Annotated in this window: 13 protein-coding genes and 2 tRNA genes; 11 read left to right on the top strand and 4 right to left on the bottom strand. The window is 60.8% G+C overall.

The annotated features are described in order from the left end of the window. The first annotated feature begins 261 nt into the window (after positions 1-261). The 3 genes from OZ428_RS03265 to OZ428_RS03275 all read left to right on the top strand — a co-directional run bounded on the left by OZ428_RS03265 (position 262) and on the right by OZ428_RS03275 (position 4,867). A complete protein-coding gene (locus OZ428_RS03265; RefSeq protein WP_177109943.1) occupies positions 262-1,449 on the top strand; it encodes an ATP phosphoribosyltransferase regulatory subunit in 1,188 nt (395 codons plus the stop codon). Positions 1,450-1,503: 54 nt separating this feature from the next. Beyond that, complete coding sequence (locus OZ428_RS03270; RefSeq protein ID WP_003217505.1) at positions 1,504-2,793, top strand: adenylosuccinate synthase; 1,290 nt, start codon at positions 1,504-1,506, stop codon at positions 2,791-2,793. Between the two features lie 139 nt (positions 2,794-2,932). Beyond that, the gene (locus OZ428_RS03275) at positions 2,933-4,867 is read left to right on the top strand and encodes a methyl-accepting chemotaxis protein (RefSeq protein ID WP_269132688.1); all 1,935 of its coding nucleotides are present in this window, start codon (positions 2,933-2,935) and stop codon (positions 4,865-4,867) included. Positions 4,868-4,960: 93 nt separating this feature from the next. Here the strand turns inward: OZ428_RS03275 and OZ428_RS03280 are convergent, their stop codons facing one another. From OZ428_RS03280 to OZ428_RS03295, 4 genes are all read right to left on the bottom strand, one after another. Then, the gene (locus OZ428_RS03280; protein WP_269132689.1) at positions 4,961-6,526 is read right to left on the bottom strand and encodes an ABC transporter permease; all 1,566 of its coding nucleotides are present in this window, start codon (positions 6,524-6,526) and stop codon (positions 4,961-4,963) included. Beyond that, positions 6,526-7,551 (bottom strand): iron ABC transporter substrate-binding protein, encoded by a 1,026-nt coding sequence (locus OZ428_RS03285; protein WP_038851251.1) that lies wholly within the window; start codon positions 7,549-7,551, stop codon positions 6,526-6,528. The genes OZ428_RS03280 and OZ428_RS03285 overlap by 1 nt, the downstream gene beginning before the upstream one ends. A gap of 159 nt (positions 7,552-7,710) precedes the next feature. After that, positions 7,711-7,797: transfer RNA gene (locus OZ428_RS03290), tRNA-Leu, on the bottom strand. A gap of 152 nt (positions 7,798-7,949) precedes the next feature. Beyond that, positions 7,950-8,036: transfer RNA gene (locus OZ428_RS03295), tRNA-Leu, on the bottom strand. A 224-nt stretch (positions 8,037-8,260) separates the two neighbouring features. Between OZ428_RS03295 and rnr the strand changes: the two genes are divergently transcribed. The 8 genes from rnr to OZ428_RS03335 all read left to right on the top strand — a co-directional run bounded on the left by rnr (position 8,261) and on the right by OZ428_RS03335 (position 17,818). Continuing rightward, positions 8,261-10,888 carry a ribonuclease R gene (gene rnr / locus OZ428_RS03300; protein ID WP_269132690.1) on the top strand — a complete coding sequence of 876 codons (2,628 nt, stop codon included), beginning with the start codon at positions 8,261-8,263 and terminating at the stop codon, positions 10,886-10,888. Then, positions 10,885-11,640, top strand: a complete 756-nt coding sequence (gene rlmB / locus OZ428_RS03305; RefSeq protein ID WP_017734971.1) for a 23S rRNA (guanosine(2251)-2'-O)-methyltransferase RlmB — start codon at positions 10,885-10,887, stop codon at positions 11,638-11,640. The genes rnr and rlmB overlap by 4 nt, the downstream gene beginning before the upstream one ends. A 193-nt stretch (positions 11,641-11,833) precedes the next feature. Continuing rightward, complete coding sequence (gene rpsF, locus OZ428_RS03310; RefSeq protein ID WP_003236224.1) at positions 11,834-12,256, top strand: 30S ribosomal protein S6; 423 nt, start codon at positions 11,834-11,836, stop codon at positions 12,254-12,256. 28 nt (positions 12,257-12,284) lie between these two features. Next, entirely contained in the window at positions 12,285-12,515 is a 231-nt protein-coding gene (gene rpsR / locus OZ428_RS03315; RefSeq protein WP_002551829.1) for a 30S ribosomal protein S18, read from the top strand. A 36-nt stretch (positions 12,516-12,551) separates the two neighbouring features. Beyond that, the gene (locus tag OZ428_RS03320) at positions 12,552-13,445 is read left to right on the top strand and encodes a hypothetical protein (protein WP_269132691.1); all 894 of its coding nucleotides are present in this window, start codon (positions 12,552-12,554) and stop codon (positions 13,443-13,445) included. Between the two features lie 18 nt (positions 13,446-13,463). Then, on the top strand, positions 13,464-13,910 hold the full coding sequence (gene rplI, locus OZ428_RS03325; protein ID WP_003171376.1) for a 50S ribosomal protein L9: 447 nt from the start codon (positions 13,464-13,466) through the stop codon (positions 13,908-13,910). Between the two features lie 110 nt (positions 13,911-14,020). After that, positions 14,021-15,418, top strand: a complete 1,398-nt coding sequence (gene dnaB, locus OZ428_RS03330; protein ID WP_016976916.1) for a replicative DNA helicase — start codon at positions 14,021-14,023, stop codon at positions 15,416-15,418. 96 nt (positions 15,419-15,514) lie between these two features. Beyond that, positions 15,515-17,818 (top strand): YgiQ family radical SAM protein, encoded by a 2,304-nt coding sequence (locus OZ428_RS03335; RefSeq protein ID WP_038851243.1) that lies wholly within the window; start codon positions 15,515-15,517, stop codon positions 17,816-17,818. Positions 17,819-17,844 lie beyond the last annotated feature (26 nt).

Genomic DNA, 17,844 nt, shown 5'->3' on the forward strand with positions numbered 1-17,844 from the left:
GGGCGGCTAAAACGCCTGGCGGGGTGATCCTTTCAGAAAACGGGTGTATGATGCGGCAGCCGGGAAATTCCCGGCTTTTTTGCGTCTGCATGTTTGATTCGGCAGGCGTGACAGGTTTTTCGAGGAAAGTGCCCGACGAGGCCGATTACAGGCCGTTCGTCACGTCGCTCTTGCGCGTGGTTTATGCAGGGGGCGGGTATTTTCTGCTTCACTCAAGGCTCGGCCGAGGGCTGGCCGCCCGGATCAAAGGGGAATGGCGTAATGGCAACGGTAGACCGCTGGCTGCTGCCAGATGGCATCGAAGAAGTACTGCCACCAGAAGCTGCGCGCATTGAAGTAGCGCGTCGCCAGGTGTTGGATCTGTTCCAGAGCTGGGGTTACGAGTTTGTCGTGACCCCCCATATCGAGTACCTGGAATCCCTGCTGACCGGCGCGGGCCAGGACCTGGATCTGCGCACCTTCAAGGTCATCGACCCGCAATCGGGCCGGCAAATGGGTTTCCGTGCCGACATCACGCCGCAAGTGGCGCGCATCGATGCGCACACCCTGCGTCGCGAAGGTCCAAGCCGCCTGTGCTACGCGGGCAGCGTGCTGCATGCTCAACCGCGCGCGTTGTCGTCGTCCCGTAGCCCGATCCAACTGGGCGCCGAGTTGTACGGCGATGCGAGCCCGAGCAGCGACGTTGAAGTGATCAGCCTGATGCTGGCCATGCTGCAGCTGGCCGATGTGCCGGATGTCCACATGGACCTGGGCCACGTCGGTATCTACCGTGGCCTGGCCCGTGCGGCTGGTTTGTCTGGTGAAGTGGAACAACAGCTGTTCGATGCCCTGCAACGCAAGGCCATCGATGAGGTGATTGCTCTGACCGCTGGCGTGCCTGCCGACCTGGCTGACATGCTGCGTGCACTGGTCAATCTGTGCGGCGGCCGTGAAGTGCTGGTGGCTGCCCGTGAGCGCCTGGCCAAGGCGCCGGCGCCGGTACTGGCTGCACTGGACGACGTACTGGCGATTGCCGAGCAGTTGTCGGCGCGCTTCCCGGAGCTGCCGCTGTACTTTGATCTGGGTGAGCTGCGCGGCTACCACTACCACACCGGTGTGGTGTTCGCCGTCTTTGTACCGGGCGTTGGCCAAGCCATCGCCCAAGGTGGTCGTTATGACGATATCGGCGCCGACTTCGGTCGTGCGCGTCCGGCCACTGGTTTTTCCACCGATTTGAAAACCCTGGTGACCCTGGGGCGTGCTGAGGTCGAGCTGCCGTCTGGTGGCATCTGGATGCCCGACAGTACGGACGCAGCACTCTGGCAGCAGGTTTGCCAGTTGCGCAGTGAGGGTCAGCGTGTCGTCCAGGCTTTGCCTGGGCAGCCATTGGCCGCCGCCCGTGAAGCGGACTGCGACCGGCAATTGATTCTGCAGAACGGGCTTTGGCAAGTATCGCCACTGGCTTCTTGAGTTTTCCTGCCGGCCATCGCCGGCACCAAGTTTGCGCGAATGAGGACAAGTGTTATGGGTAAGAATGTCGTAGTCCTGGGCACCCAATGGGGTGATGAGGGCAAAGGCAAGATCGTTGATCTGCTGACCGAACATGCTGCCGCCGTAGTGCGCTACCAAGGTGGCCACAACGCTGGCCACACCCTGGTCATCGATGGCGAAAAAACCGTCTTGCACCTGATCCCGTCGGGCGTTCTGCGCGAAGGCGTGCAGTGCCTGATCGGCAACGGCGTGGTGGTTGCGCCTGACGCCCTGCTGCGTGAGATCACCAAGCTGGAAGAGAAAGGCGTACCGGTGCGCGAGCGCCTGCGTATCAGCCCGTCCTGCCCGCTGATCCTGTCCTTCCACGTTGCGCTGGACCAGGCCCGTGAAAAGGCCCGTGGCGAGCTGAAGATCGGTACCACCGGTCGCGGCATCGGCCCAGCCTACGAAGACAAGGTTGCACGTCGTGGCCTGCGTGTGGGCGACCTGCTCAACATGCCGCGCTTTGAAGACAAGCTGCGTGAATTGGTGGATTACCACAACTTCATGCTGGTCGGTTACTACAAAGAGCCGGCCATCGAGTTCGAGAAAACCCTGGCCGAGTGCAAGGAATACGCTGAGCTGCTCAAGCCGCTGATGCTGGACGTGACCGCCGAGCTGCACGACCTGCGTCGCGCTGGCAAAGACATCATGTTCGAAGGCGCCCAAGGCTCCCTGCTGGACATCGATCACGGCACCTACCCGTACGTGACCAGCTCCAACACCACAGCGGGTGGCGTTGCGACCGGTTCCGGCGTTGGCCCGATGTTCCTGGACTACATCCTGGGCATCACCAAGGCTTACACCACTCGCGTAGGTTCGGGTCCGTTCCCGACTGAGCTGTTCGACGACGTCGGCGCTCACCTGGCCAAGCAAGGTCACGAATTCGGCGCGACCACCGGCCGTGCTCGTCGTTGTGGCTGGTTCGACGCCGTTATCCTGCGTCGCGCTATCGATGTGAACAGCATCTCGGGCATCTGCCTGACCAAGCTGGACGTACTCGACGGCCTGGAAACCATCAACATCTGCATCGGTTACAAAGATGCCGAAGGCAAGGACGTTGCTCCGACCGACGCCGACAGCTACGTGGGCCTGCAGCCTGTGTACGAAGAAGTGCCGGGCTGGACCGAATCGACCGTGGGCGCCAAGACCCTGGAAGAGCTGCCGGCTAACGCCCGTGCCTACATCAAACGTGTCGAAGAGCTGATCGGTGCGCCGATTGACATTATTTCGACAGGTCCGGACCGCAACGAAACCATCGTTCTGCGTCATCCGTTCGCTTAATAAGCTGTTGATGTAAAAAGCAAAGGGCTCCTGCGGGAGCCCTTTGTCGTTTCTGTCGCCTGGGCGGCACGACCCTTGCTTTGGTTCTTTCTTTCGCGGTGCTATCAAATTAATGGCACCCGTGGTGGAGGGATTCCCGATGTCTGCCGTTCTCTCATTGTTACAAAGCCGTCTGTTGCGGCCGGTGTTCGTTACCCTAGGTATCGCCCTTTTGGTGCAAGTGCTGGTGGCCGTCGCCCTGACGCGAAGCACCGTCACCGCGCTGGAGGCTGATTTAGGCAATCGCCTGGGCATCGACAGCCAGAAACTGTCGGGTGAATTGGCCCAGGCCGGTAAAGAAGTCACGTCCAGCCTGGACAGCTTGTCGACCAGTACCCGTCAGCGTCTGACAGCGGGGCTTTCAACCCGCCTGCAGGAAGAGCAGAAGCAGCTGCGTGCGACCCTGGAAAAAGACCTGAAAGACTCCGCCAATGACATGGCGCAACTGCTGGCCTCGGTGGCGCCCCGCGCCATGTGGGACAGTGACGTGCCGACGCTGTCGGAGTTCGCCCGGCGTGCCCAGCGCAATCCCAACGTGCTGTTTGTGGTCTATGACGACGCGGCGGGTGAGCACTTGACCCGCTACCTCAACCGTGAAAACCCGATCAACCAGGCACTGTTGGAAAAAGGCAAGGGTGACCGCGCCCTGGATAAAGTGTTGGATGCGGCCAAAGATGATCCTTCGGTGTTCTATGTCGAGGCGTCCATCAGCCCCAACGGCGTGGAGATCGGCAAGGTGCGCATGGGGGTTTCCACTGCCGCAGTGGAGGCCGATCTGGCCGCATTGGATAAGCGTTTCGCCGCACTGATCGCCAGCGGTGACCAGTTGGTGGGCGACAGCCTCAAGGGCGCGGCGGCCGATAGCGCTGCCGCCATGGGCGCGCGCCTGCAATCCGCGCAAGCCACCGCCACCCAAATGACGGCCAACACCACCAGCGCCGTCCAGGACGCCGCCGGCACCTTGCGCTGGCGCATCGGCATGGGCCTGGCGCTGGTCGGTTTCGGTGTGTTGCTGCTGATCGCCATCGTGTTGGGCCGTCGCGTGGTCAATCGTTTGAAGTTGCTGATTGCTGCCATGGATGACTTGGCGGCGGGCGAGGGTGATCTCACCAAGCGCGTGCAAATCAGCAGCAAGGATGAAATCGGCGACATGGCGTCGGCGGTCAATCGCTTTGTGGATAAGTTGCAGCCCATCGTGCGCGAGGCGGGGGATGTGGCCCAGCGCACCGGCGTGGAAATCGGCGCGATGACCTTGCGCAATGCCGGTGCTGACGCAGCGGCGGGCTTGCAGCGCGATGAAGTGGCCGAGAGCTTGCGCGCACTGTCGCAGATGGCCGACGAGGCGCAAGCCGAAAGCCATGCAATGCAGGCGGCGTTGCAGCAGGTGGTGGATATTCGTCAGGCCACGGATGAGAACTCGCGGACCTCGGCGGAGGTCGGCAGTTTGATCGAGGCACTGGCGGGCCAGGTGCAGGCCGGCTCCACGGTTATCGAGCGCCTGGCCCAGCAAAGCGAGCAGATCGAGGTGGTGCTGACGGTGATTCACGGCATTGCCGAGCAAACCAACTTGCTCGCCCTCAACGCCGCAATCGAGGCGGCGCGTGCGGGCGAGACCGGTCGCGGCTTTGCGGTGGTGGCGGATGAAGTGCGTGCGCTGGCGAGCAAGACCCAAAGCTCCACCGGCGATATCCAGGCGCATATCGTGGCGTTGCAGCAGGGCGCGCGGGAGGCGGTGGAAACCATCGGCAAGGCCGGGCGTCAGGCTAATGAAGGTTTGCTGGTGCTGCGTGACAGCGTGCGCTTGCAGCAGACGGTGCAGGCCTCGGTGGAGCAGGTGCATGCGGCGATTGGCTTGGCGACGCGCGCGGCCGAGCATCAAGCGCAGGGTGCTCATGCGGTGCGGGGTAGGGTCGAGGTGATCCATGCCCAGGCCGAGCGTGCCGCACAGGCAGTGGTGGAGACCACCGCCAGTGGCAAGGTGCTGGATGGGCTGGCGGCGCAGTTGAAGGCGAGCCTGGGGCAGTTCAGGGCTTAGCGTCGTCAGTGCTGGCCCCTTCGCGAGCAAGCCCGCTCCCACATTTGGAATGCATTTCAAAATGTGGGAGCGGGCTTGCTCGCGAAAACGATCTTAACGGCTCAGATACATCCGAGTCGTTAGCAGATAAACCGGCAACCCCGACACCAAAATCAACAGCGCCGCATATGGCGCTGCTGCCGCGAATTCAACATTCGAGGTATGCGCCCACACCGCCGTCGCCAAGGTATTCAGCCCCGTTGGGCTAAGCAGCAGCGTCGCCGTCAATTCCTTCATCGCATCCAGAAACACCAGCGCAAACGCCGCCCCCAATGCCGGGAAAATAATCGGTAAGGTCACCCGGCAAAACGCACTGAACGACGAGGCCCCCAGCGTGCGTGCAGCCTCTTCAAGCTGCGGCGCAGCCTTGTTCAGCGCGGTACGGATCGGCGCCTGGGCCAGCGGCAAAAACAGCAGCGCATAAGCAATCAACAGCAATGCCGAGGTCTGGTACAGCGCCGGCACATAGTGCAGGGCGAAGTACACCAGCGTCAGCGCAATCACCAAGCCGGGCAGGGCGTGCAGCAGATACGGCAGGCGTTCGGCCCAGATCGCCAACTGGCCTTTGTAGCGCACCACCAGCAACCCGACCGGCACCGCCAGTACCAGGCAAAGCGCGGCGCCGCCCAGGGACAATGCCAATGAAGACAGCAGCGCCTCACCGATTTCTGCTACTGGGAAAGCGGCAGAAGATCCCACCGCCAACCAATAACCGAGCATCCCCAGCGGAATCCCGCTGCCGATGATCGCCAGCGCCAGGCAATACACCTGGCCCAATGGCGCCCATTGACCCAGTCGAACCTGCTCCGCATGCCGCGCCGCGCCCTGGCCAATACGCACATGCCGGCCCTTGCCGCGCACACGCAACTCCAGCCACAGCAGCGTCAGGCACATCACCAGCAACACCGCCGAGAGCATCGCGGCATTCGCATTGCTGAACTCAAGCTCGAACTGTTGGTAGATCGCGGTGGTGAAGGTCTGCAAGCCGATGATCGACAGCGCGCCAAACTCCACCAGCATATGCAGTGCGATCAACAATGCCCCGGCCAGCAGTGAAGGCCACAACAGCGGCAAAGTGATGCGAAAGAACACGCCCCAGCGATTCAGCCCCAGGGTGCGGGCCGACTCTTCCAGGGAGGGATCAAGATTGCGCAGGGTCGCTGCCACCGGCAAAAAAACCAGCGGGTATTTCGACAGGCTCATCACCAGGATCGCCCCGCCAAGCCCTTCAAAACTGGCGCTCAGCGATACCCAGGTAAAGCTGCTGACAAACGCCGGCACTGCAAACGGCAGGCACAGGATCACGCCCCAGATACGTCGCCCTGGCATGTTGCTGCGTTCCAGCAGCCAGGCCAGGGACAGGCCGATCACGCCACACGTCACCGTCACCCCGACCATCAACGCCAAGGTATTGCGCAGCAACCCGAACACATACGGCCGCCACAGCAGGTGCACCGCCTCCGCCCAGCCGGCTTGCCACGCCTTGAGCCCGACATAGGCCTGCGGCAGCAAGCTCAAGCCGACCAGCAACAGGACGGGCAGCAACAGCCAGATCGACGGGCGCTTGCGCCTTGGGCGCAAACCCCCGCGCAGGGCGGGGGCGGGTAGCGATGGGTTCATCAGTTCAAGCCAACGTCACGTTCCAGGTCCAAGGCTTCTTCGGCGTTGCCAAGGTCTGCAGGGGTGACTTTCGGCGGTTGCAGTTCGCTGAAGGGCTTGAGGCCACGGTTGGACTCCATGCCTTTGCGCAGCGGGTATTCGGCCGAGGTGTTGGTGATGACGCGCTGGCCCTCTTCACTGGCCATGAACGCCAGCAGTTGCTGGGCTTCTTTCGGATGCTTGCTGGATTTCAGCGCCGCCGCCGAAGACACGGTGATCAAGCCCCCGGCATCGCCATCGGTGAAGTAATGCAGTTGGGAGTCCAGGTTGGTTTTTTCTTTCTTCAGGGCGAACCAGTAGTAGTTGTTCACCAGTACGGTGGCCACTTCGCCATTTTCAACGGCTTTGAGGGCGACCATGTTGTTGCTGTACACCTTGCCGAAGGCGCGCAGGCCGGTCAGCCATTCTTCGGCGGCTTCACGCCCGTGCAGCTTGATGATCGCCACGGCCTGTTCCTGGAACGCGCCGCTGGTGGGCACAAAGCCGACCTTGCCTTGCCACTCGGGGCCGGCGAAATCCAGCACCGATTTGGGCAGGTCTTTTTCCGCGATCAATTTCGGATTGAACGCCACGACGCGGGTGCGCGCGGTCACGCCCATCCAGTCGCCGTTGGCGCCGACGTAATCCTTGGGCAATACGTCGAGGGTGCTGGCGTCGATCTTGGCCAGCAGGCCTTGCTCGCCGAGTTTGTTCAGGGGTGGCGATTCTTCGGTGTAGATCACGTCGGCAGGCGAGCGGTCACCTTCTTCCACGACCTGGCTGGCGAGCTGGTTGCTGCTGCCTTTGCGCACGTTGACGTGAATGCCGGTCTTGGCTTCGAAGGCTTTGGCGAGTTCATCGCCGACTTCTTTGTGCTGGCCGTTGTACAAGGTCAGGGAAACCTTGTCGGCGGAGTAGGCGGTGGGCGAAAGCAGGGTCAGGCCGAGCAGAGTGATGGTCAGGCCACGCAGAAGGGATGTCTTGAGATGGGTATCGCGGATCATCATCCGGGTTGTTCCTCACTTGTATGCAACAAATACTTACAAGGATAAACGATAAAGTTTCTCAGGTGCGGGCGAGGGGGAAAATCGCAGGGAAAGTTTCCGAGATGAGGTTTTTAAAGCCCGGAAACGAAAAAACCCGCTTTCGCGGGTTTGATCTGAATTTGGTGCCCAGGAGAAGACTCGAACTTCCACGACCTTGCGATCACCAGCACCTGAAGCTGGCGTGTCTACCAATTTCACCACCTGGGCATTATCAGCAGCGCTTGCGCTGTTGATGGGACGAACTATACGGAGGGCTTTTTGATCTGTAAACCCCTGATTCGAAAAAATAAATCAAGTTTTCCGTTAAAAATCAAAGACCTGAAACGAAAAAACCCGCTTTCGCGGGTTTGATCTGAATTTGGTGCCCAGGAGAAGACTCGAACTTCCACGACCTTGCGATCACCAGCACCTGAAGCTGGCGTGTCTACCAATTTCACCACCTGGGCAGCATCAACAACGTTGCCGTCGTCGATGGCGCGCACTATACGGAGGGGATTTTAAGCTGTAAAGCCCTGCCACGAAAAAAGCCTGGAAAATTTCGCCAATGGTCGTGCAAGGTGCCCGCCGGGGGCTGCAAAGGGCTTTAAAAGGCTTGTTGGCGTCTGAAATTTCCCGTTTCAATACGCGTATGCCAAACTAACCCGCATATAGACAAGGTGAAAACTCTCTAATGGCCGATTGGCAGTCCCTCGATCCCGAGGCCGCTCGTGAAGCGGAAAAATATGAAAACCCTATTCCTAGCCGCGAACTGATCCTGGCGCATCTCGCCGATCGGGGTTCGCCTGCTAGCCGTGAGCAGTTGGTTGAAGAATTCGGTCTGACCACCGAAGACCAGCTCGAAGCCCTGCGCCGCCGTTTGCGTGCCATGGAGCGTGATGCTCAACTGATCTACACCCGCCGTGGCACTTACGCGCCTGTGGATAAGCTCGACCTGATCCTGGGCCGCATTGCCGGCCACCGTGATGGTTTCGGCTTCCTGATCCCCGACGACGGCAGCGATGACCTGTTCATGAGTCCGGCGCAAATGCGCCTGGTGTTCGATGGCGACCGTGCCCTGGCGCGCGTTTCCGGCCTGGACCGTCGCGGTCGCCGTGAAGGCGTGATCGTCGAAGTGGTGTCCCGTGCCCACGAGTCCATCGTCGGCCGTTACTTCGAAGAAGGCGGCATCGGCTTTGTGGTGCCGGATAATCCTAAGGTCCAGCAGGAAGTGCTGATCACCCCAGGCCGCAATGGCGCCGCCAAGGTCGGCCAGTTCGTCGAGGTGAAAATCACCCACTGGCCAACGGCGCGCTTCCAGCCCCAGGGCGATATCGTTGAAGTGGTCGGCAACTACATGGCGCCGGGCATGGAAATCGACGTTGCGCTGCGCACCTACGATATTCCCCACGTCTGGCCTGAGGCTGTGCTCAAAGAAGCCGGCAAGCTCAAGCCTGAAGTGGAAGAGAAAGACAAAGAAAAACGCATCGACCTGCGCCATCTGCCGTTCGTCACCATTGACGGCGAAGATGCCCGCGACTTCGACGATGCGGTCTACTGCGAAGCCAAGCCAGGCAAGCTGCGCCTGTTCTCCGGTGGCTGGAAGTTGTTCGTCGCGATTGCCGACGTGTCCAGCTACGTGAAGATCGGTTCGGCCTTGGACAACGAAGCTCAGGTGCGCGGCAACTCCGTGTACTTCCCTGAACGCGTGATCCCGATGCTGCCTGAGCAGCTGTCCAACGGCCTGTGCTCCCTGAACCCGAAAGTCGACCGCTTGGCCATGGTGTGCGAGATGACCATCTCGAAAACCGGCGAAATGACCGACTACCAGTTCTACGAAGCGGTGATCCACTCCCAGGCGCGCCTGACCTACAACAAGGTCAGCACCATCCTGGAAACGCCGAAGACCAGCGAAGCCAAGGCCCTGCGCAGCGAATACGCTGGCGTGGTGCCGCACCTCAAGCAGCTCTATGCGCTGTACAAGGTATTGCTGGGCGCTCGTCATGTACGTGGCGCGATTGACTTTGAAACCCAGGAAACCCGGATTGTCTTCGGTTCCGAGCGCAAGATCGCCGCAATCACCCCGACCACGCGTAACGATGCGCACAAGCTGATCGAGGAATGCATGCTGGCGGCCAACGTGGCCACCGCTGAATTCCTGAAGAAGCATGAGATTCCAGCGTTGTATCGCGTGCACGACGGCCCGCCGCCGGAGCGTCTGGAGAAGCTGCGTGCATTCCTCGGCGAGCTCGGCCTGTCCCTGCACAAAGGCAAGGACGGCCCGACGCCGAAGGACTACCAGGCTCTCCTCGCCAGCATCAAGGACCGTCCGGATTACCACGTGATCCAGACTGTCATGCTGCGCTCCCTGAGCCAGGCGGTGTACAGCGCTGACAACCAGGGCCACTTTGGCCTGAATTACGAGGCGTACACCCACTTCACCTCGCCGATTCGCCGCTACCCGGACCTGCTCACGCACCGCGCAATCCGCAGCGTGATCCACTCCAAGCAGAACACCCCGCACGTCAAGCGCGCCGGTGCCATGACCATTCCGAAAGCACGGATCTATCCGTACGACGAAGCGGCCCTGGAACAGCTGGGCGAACAGTGCTCCATGAGTGAGCGCCGTGCCGACGAAGCCACCCGCGACGTGGTGAACTGGCTCAAGTGCGAGTTCATGAAAGATCGCGTGGGCGAGACTTTCCCTGGTGTGATCACGGCCGTGACCGGCTTTGGTCTGTTTGTCGAACTGACCGACATCTACGTTGAAGGCCTGGTGCACGTCACCGCGTTGCCGGGTGACTATTACCACTTCGATCCTGTGCACCACCGCCTGGCGGGCGAGCGCACCGGTCGCAGCTTCCGTTTGGGCGATACCGTGGAAGTGCAGGTCATGCGCGTCGACCTCGACGAGCGCAAGATCGACTTCGGCATGTCCGACAAGCCAGCCGAATCGCCGGGCAGCCGTAAAAAACGCGGCAGCGAACCGACCAGCAAAGGCAAGGCAGCACCTGCTAAAGCAGCGACCGCCGAGCCTGCATCTGCCAAGGCCGGTCGTCGTCCGTCCGCGAAGGAAAAGGCCCCCGAAGCCTACCGCCCAAGCGATGCGGCGGCGAAAAACGCCGAGCTGCGCAAGAGCCGCGAGTTGAAGCAGCAGTTGCTCAACGAAGCCAAAAGCGGTGGTAAAGCGGCGTCTGGGGGAAAGTCCCGCGGGGCGGAAAATCCGTCGAGCAAGCCAAGTAAACACCGTAAAGGCCCGCCAAAAGCGGGTTCGGGCCCTGCCAAGAGCGGCGGGTCGCGCAAACCTAAGGCCAAGTCATGAGTCTGGAAAAAATCTACGGCGTGCACGCCGTAGAAGCACTGCTGCGTCACCACCCTAAACGCGTCAAGCAAGTGTGGTTGGCCGAAGGCCGCAGCGAGCCGCGCGTGCAAGCGCTGGTTGAATTGGCGACCCAAAACAAGGTTGCCATCGGTCAGGCCGAGCGTCGCGAAATGGACGTGTGGGTCGAAGGCGTCCACCAGGGCGTCGTGGCGGACGTCAGCCCGAGCCAGGTCTGGGGCGAGGCGATGCTCGACGAGCTGCTCGACCGTACCGAAGGTGCGCCGTTGCTGCTGGTGCTGGACGGCGTGACCGATCCGCACAACCTCGGCGCCTGCCTGCGTTCGGCGGATGCTGCCGGTGCGCTGGCGGTGATCGTGCCTAAAGACAAGTCCGCGACCCTGACGCCGGTCGTGCGTAAGGTCGCCTGCGGCGCGGCGGAAGTGATTCCTTTGGTGGCCGTGACCAACCTGGCGCGCACCCTGGAGAAACTCCAGCAGCGTGGCCTGTGGGTCGTGGGCACGGCAGGCGAGGCCGAGGTCAGCATTTATGACCAGGACCTCACCGGCCCGACCATCCTGATCATGGGCGCCGAGGGCAAAGGCATGCGTCGCCTGACCCGCGAACATTGCGATTACCTGGTCCATCTGCCGATGGCCGGTAGCGTCAGCAGCCTCAACGTGTCGGTCGCCACCGGCGTGTGCCTGTTTGAAGCCCAGCGCCAGCGTGGCGCCAAGGCCAAATCGAAGAAATGATCCACCTGCAGTGATTGGTGATTGTTCAAATAATCACCAATCACCTTGCACGCTTCCTCCCCCTTCTCTACAATTGCGCCCCTTGCCTTCCTGGCGGGCGCCGATGTGCCTCCCTGCGGCAAGATCCATAAGTGTCATTCACTCCTTGTCTGACCGTTTTTGAGCGGCAGGCTACAACCCGTAAGGAGCATTCATGCGTCATTACGAAATCATCTTTTTGGTCCACCCGGATCAAAGCGAGCAAGTCGGCGGCATGGTTGAGCGTTACACCAAGCTGATCGAAGAAGACGGCGGCAAAATCCACCGTCTGGAAGATTGGGGCCGTCGTCAACTGGCCTACGCAATCAACAATGTTCACAAGGCTCACTACGTGATGCTGAACGTTGAGTGCACTGGCAAGGCCCTGGCCGAGCTGGAAGACAACTTCCGCTACAACGATGCTGTGATCCGTAACCTGGTCATCCGTCGCGAAGAAGCCGTTACCGGCCAATCCGAGATGCTCAAGGCTGAAGAAAACCGCAGTGAGCGCCGTGAGCGTCGCGACCGTCCTGAGCACGAAGGCGCTGATAGCGCTGATAGTGATGACAGCGACAACAGCGATAACGCTGACGAGTAATCCACGGACCTTTTAAGGAGCCTATCAAATGGCACGTTTCTTCCGTCGTCGTAAATTCTGCCGCTTCACCGCTGAAGACGTGAAAGAGATCGATTACAAAGATCTCAACACTCTGAAAGCCTACGTATCCGAGACCGGCAAAATCGTTCCAAGCCGTATCACCGGTACCAAAGCACGTTATCAGCGTCAGCTGGCCACCGCTATCAAGCGCGCCCGCTTCCTGGCCCTGCTGGCCTACACCGACAGCCACGGCCGCTGAGACCGGGCAGTCGACAAGTAGTAAGGGATTGAATGCATGCGCGCCTTAGCTGAGTTCATCATGCGCGGTCGTGTGCAGGCCACTCTCGTAGTGGCTGGATGTGCAGCATTGCCGTTGTTGTATTGGTTGGCTGCCGCCGCGGGATGCCTTGTGCTCCTGCGGCGCGGTTTGCAGGATGCCGTTGGCATCCTGGCCCTGGGAGTCGTGGCTGCCTTGATCTGGTGGCTGCAACTGGGCGAACCCAAAGTGCTTCTGGTGCTGCTGGGGTCGTCGAGCCTTGCGTTGGTTTTGCGCGCAAGTGAGTCCTGGGTCCGCACGCTGCTGGTCAGCGTGGCATTGGGGTTGGTGTTTTCGGTGTTGATTGACGCGGCTTTCCGCCCGCAAATCGAGGTACTGTCGCAAGAGATCGCCAAGATCCTGCCGATGGCCCTCGGGGAACTCTACCAGCAGCTGTCGGTAGAAGAGCGAGCGCGACTGGCAACACTGATTGCACCGGCCCTGATCGGCCTGATGGCGGTAATGATGCAGATCGTCAGTTTGCTGAGCCTGATGCTTGGGCGATATTGGCAGGCGTTGTTGTACAACCCGGGTGGTTTTGGTCGCGAGTTTCGCAGTATCAGAATCCCCGTGGGCCCGGCGATGTTGCTGCTGGCACTCATGATGGTCGGACCGTACTTCGGTTCACAAGCCACCTTGCTAGTGCTGTTTTGCAGCGTACCGCTGGTGTTTTCCGGACTGGCCCTGATTCACGGGCTGGTCGCGCAGAAGCGCCTGGCCAAGTTCTGGCTGGTGGGGATGTACGTAACGATGCTGGTGTTCATGCAACTGATCTATCCGTTACTCGTGGTTTTGGCCATTGTCGACGGCCTGATTGATTTTCGCGGTCGTCTGGCGCCGAAAGACGCCGATAACGCGAACGGTGAAGGTTAAAAGTTAGAGGATTTTCACATGCAACTGATCCTTCTGGAAAAAGTCGCCAACCTGGGCAACCTGGGCGACAAAGTGAACGTTAAGGCCGGTTACGGTCGTAACTACCTGCTGCCATACGGCAAAGCCACCGCTGCAACCGCTGCCAACCTGGCTGCGTTTGAAGAGCGTCGTGCTGAGCTGGAAAAAGCAGCAGCAGACAAAAAAGCTTCGGCCGAAACTCGCGCTGCCCAACTGGCTGAGCTGGAAGTGACTATCACTGCCACCGCCGGTGACGAAGGCAAGCTGTTCGGTTCGATCGGCACCCACGACATCGCTGATGCACTGACCGCCTCCGGCGTTGAAGTGCAGAAGAGCGAAGTTCGTCTGCCGAACGGCACCATCCGCAACGTAGGCGAATTCGACGTAGCCGTGCACCTGCACGCCGAAGTTGAAGCCACCGTACGCGTTGTCGTGGTAGCAGCTTAAGCAATACCTAACTGACTGGCACCTCGCGTGCCAGGCAGTTAACATCGGGCACGATCCTGTTTACAGGTCGTGCCTTTTGTTTTTCTACACACCCCTAATTCCAAGTGGCCATGAACGATATTTCAGCTCCTGAGCAATACGATCTGCAAACCGCTGCCCTGAAGGTGCCGCCGCATTCCATCGAGGCCGAACAGGCTGTGCTCGGTGGTTTGATGCTGGACAACAACGCCTGGGAACGCGTGCTGGATCAAGTCTCGGACGGTGACTTCTATCGCCATGACCACCGCCTGATCTTCCGCGCCATCGCCAAACTGGCCGACCAGAACTCACCGATCGACGTGGTGACCCTGGCCGAGCAGCTGGACAAGGAAGGCCAGACCTCCCAGGTCGGCGGCCTCGGCTACCTCGGCGAGCTGGCGAAAAACACGCCGTCCGTCGCCAACATCAAGGCGTATGCCCAGATCGTCCGCCAGCGGGCCACGCTGCGGCAACTGATCGGCATCAGCACAGAGATCGCCGACAGCGCCTTCAACCCGGAAGGGCGTACCGCCGAAGAAATCCTCGACGAAGCCGAGCGCCAGATCTTCCAGATCGCCGAGGCCCGCCCGAAAACCGGCGGCCCGGTGGGCGTCAACGAGCTGTTGACCAAGGCCATCGACCGTATCGACACCCTGTTCAACACCGACGCGGCCATCACCGGTATTTCTACCGGTTATGCGGACCTGGACGAGAAGACCAGCGGCCTGCAGCCGTCCGACTTGATCATCGTCGCCGGTCGTCCCTCCATGGGTAAGACCACCTTCGCGATGAACCTGGTGGAAAACGCCGTGTTGCGCAGCGACAAGACCGTCCTGGTGTACTCCCTCGAGATGCCAGGTGAATCGCTGATCATGCGGATGCTCTCGTCCCTGGGCCGTATCGATCAGACCAAGGTGCGTTCCGGCCAGCTGGAAGACGACGACTGGCCGCGCCTGACCTCGGCGGTCAACCTGCTCAATGACCGCAAACTGTTCATCGACGACACCGCGGGTATCAGCCCCTCGGAGATGCGCGCACGTACCCGCCGCCTGGTGCGTGAACACGGTGACATCGCACTGATCATGATCGACTACCTGCAGTTGATGCAGATCCCGGGCTCCAGCGGTGACAGCCGGACCAACGAGATTTCCGAGATCTCCCGGTCCTTGAAAGCCCTGGCCAAGGAATTCAACTGCCCGGTGGTGGCGCTGTCCCAGCTCAACCGTTCCCTGGAACAACGTCCCAACAAGCGCCCGGTGAACTCCGACTTGCGGGAATCCGGAGCGATCGAGCAGGACGCCGACGTCATCATGTTCGTGTACCGCGACGAGGTGTACCACCCCGAGACCGAGCACAAGGGCATCGCCGAGATCATCATCGGCAAGCAGCGGAACGGCCCCATCGGTTTTATCCGCCTGGCCTTCATCGGTAAGTACACCCGCTTCGAGAACCTCGCGCCGGGCAGCTACAACTTCGACGACGACGAATAACCCGTCTGCTCAATTCCGACCATTACCGTCGGAATTGGTCAAAATTTGTGCTATATTCCGCGCCCGCGATTTTCCATCTCAACACCGGTCACCGTCATGCAAACAGCCAAGCCGTTATTTGACTATCCCAAGTACTGGGCCGAATGTTTCGGTCCAGCGCCATTCCTGCCGATGAGCAGGGAGGAGATGGATCAGCTTGGCTGGGATTCCTGCGACATCATCATCGTCACCGGTGATGCGTACGTTGACCATCCGTCGTTCGGCATGGCAATCATCGGCCGGCTGCTGGAGTCCCAGGGCTTTCGCGTCGGGATCATTGCCCAGCCGAACTGGCAGTCCAAAGACGACTTCATGAAGCTCGGCGAGCCGAACCTGTTCTTCGGCGTCGCGGCCGGCAACATGGACTCGATGATCAACCGCTACACCGCCGACAAGAAAATCCGTTCCGACGACGCCTACACCCCTGGCGGCATGGCCGGCAAACGCCCGGACCGCGCCAGCCTGGTGTACAGCCAGCGTTGCAAGGAAGCCTACAAGAACGTGCCGATCGTACTCGGCGGCATCGAAGCCTCCCTGCGTCGCATCGCCCACTACGACTACTGGCAGGACCGCGTGCGCAACTCGATCCTGATCGACGCCACCGCCGACATCCTGCTGTACGGCAACGCCGAGCGTGCGATTGTCGAGGTTGCCCAGCGCCTGTCGTGGGGCCACAAGATCGAAGACATTACCGACGTGCGCGGCACCGCGTTCATTCGGCGTGACACGCCAGTGGGCTGGTACGAAGTGGACTCCACGCGTATCGACCGTCCGGGCAAGATCGACAAGATCATCAACCCGTACGTGAATACCCAGGACACCCAGGCCTGCGCCATCGAGCAGGAAAAAGGTCCGGTGGATGACCCAGAAGAGGCCAAGGTCGTACAGATCCTGGCCAGCCCGCGCATGACCCGCGACAAGACCGTGATCCGCCTGCCGTCGGTGGAGAAAGTCCGTGGCGATGCGGTGCTCTACGCCCACGCCAACCGCGTGTTGCACCTGGAAACCAACCCAGGCAACGCCCGTGCGCTGGTGCAGAAGCACGGTGAAGTGGATGTGTGGTTCAACCCGCCGCCCATTCCCATGACCACCGAAGAAATGGACTACGTGTTCGGCATGCCTTACGCCCGCGTCCCGCATCCGGCGTATGGCAAGGAAAAGATCCCGGCCTACGACATGATCCGTTTCTCGGTGAACATCATGCGTGGCTGCTTTGGCGGCTGCACCTTCTGCTCAATCACCGAGCACGAGGGCCGCATCATCCAGAACCGCTCCGAAGAGTCGATCATCCGCGAGATCGAAGAGATCCGCGACAAAGTGCCGGGCTTTACCGGCGTGATCTCCGACCTCGGCGGCCCGACCGCGAACATGTACCGCATCGCCTGCAAGAGCCCGGAAATCGAATCCGCGTGCCGCAAGCCGTCGTGCGTGTTCCCTGGTATCTGCCCGAACCTGAACACCGATCACTCGTCGTTGATCCAACTGTACCGCAGCGCCCGTGCGTTGCCGGGTGTGAAGAAGATCCTGATCGCCTCCGGCCTGCGCTATGACTTGGCCGTCGAGTCGCCTGAGTATGTGAAAGAGCTGGTCACCCACCACGTCGGTGGCTACCTCAAGATCGCCCCGGAACACACCGAGGAAGGTCCGCTCAACCAGATGATGAAGCCGGGCATTGGCAGCTATGACAAGTTCAAGCGCATGTTCGAGAAGTACACCAAGGAAGCGGGCAAGGAGCAGTACCTGATTCCTTACTTCATCGCCGCCCACCCCGGCACCACCGATGAAGACATGATGAACCTGGCCCTGTGGCTCAAGGGCAACGGCTTCCGTGCCGACCAGGTGCAGGCGTTCTACCCGTCGCCGATGGCCACCGCCACCGCGATGTACCACTCGGGCAAGAACCCGCTGCGCAAGGTCACCTACAAGAGCGACGCGGTGACCATCGTCAAGAGCGAAGACCAGCGCCGTCTGCACAAGGCGTTCCTGCGTTACCACGACCCGAAAGGCTGGCCAATGCTGCGTGAAGCACTGACCCGCATGGGCCGTGCCGACTTGATCGGGCCAGGCAAGGACCAGTTGATCCCGCTGCACCAGCCGAGCACCGACAGCTACCAGAGCGCGCGTCGCAAGAACTCGACGCCGGCCGGTAGCCATAAGGTCGCGAAGGAAACCACCACCAAGATCCTCACTCAGCACACCGGTTTGCCTCCTCGCGGCAGCGACGGCAGCAACCCGTGGGACAAGCGCGAGCAAGCCAAGGCCGCCGCCCAGGCGCGCAACAAGCAAGCCGCCAAGGAGCGCAGCGATGCGGCCAAGGGCAAGGGCGGCAAGCCTGCGCGCAAGCCGGTGGTGCCGCGTTGATCGCAGCCTGAACATGCAAAACGCCA

Source organism: Pseudomonas sp. GXZC, assembly GCF_026967615.1.
Classification (GTDB): Bacteria; Pseudomonadota; Gammaproteobacteria; order Pseudomonadales; family Pseudomonadaceae; genus Aquipseudomonas; species Aquipseudomonas azotoformans_A.